The sequence below is a fragment of the Paraburkholderia sp. BR10954 genome (assembly GCF_040965775.1).
Lineage (GTDB): Bacteria > Pseudomonadota > Gammaproteobacteria > Burkholderiales > Burkholderiaceae > Paraburkholderia > Paraburkholderia youngii.
The window spans coordinates 1-385 of record NZ_JBFRCK010000245.1 but is presented as its reverse complement, the minus strand read 5'-3'; the positions used below and the strand labels follow the sequence as shown (position 1 = coordinate 385).

Below are 385 nucleotides of genomic sequence, written 5' to 3'. Positions count from 1 at the left end.
GGTCGGCATGACCACTTCTTCGAGCTGGGCGGCCATTCACTGCTGGCCGTGCGGCTGCTCAGCCGGCTGTCGCAGATTGCGGGTGTGGAACTGTCGCTGGCGATGCTGTTCGCGCGGCCGGTGCTGGGCGATCTGGCGGCAGGCCTGGCTGGAGCGGTGAGCGGCGCGGCAGCGCAGGCGCTGCCGGCCATTGGCGCCGTATCGCGCCAGGCGCCGCTTGAGCTGTCGTTTGCCCAGCAGCGGCTGTGGTTTCTGGCGCAGCTGGACAAAGACAGCGCCCGCTACCACGTTCCGCTGGGCTGGCGGCTGCAGGGCAGGCTGGATCGCGCGGCGTGGCGACGCAGCCTCGATCAGCTGTATGCGCGCCACGAGGCGCTGCGCAGCG

At 70.9% G+C, this 385-nt stretch carries 1 protein-coding gene; it reads left to right on the top strand.

Going from position 1 to position 385, the window contains the following annotated elements; genetic code table 11:
- Positions 1 to 385, top strand: a 385-nt coding sequence (locus AB4Y34_RS42080; protein ID WP_368719336.1) for a condensation domain-containing protein, incomplete at both ends; no start/stop codon positions are given.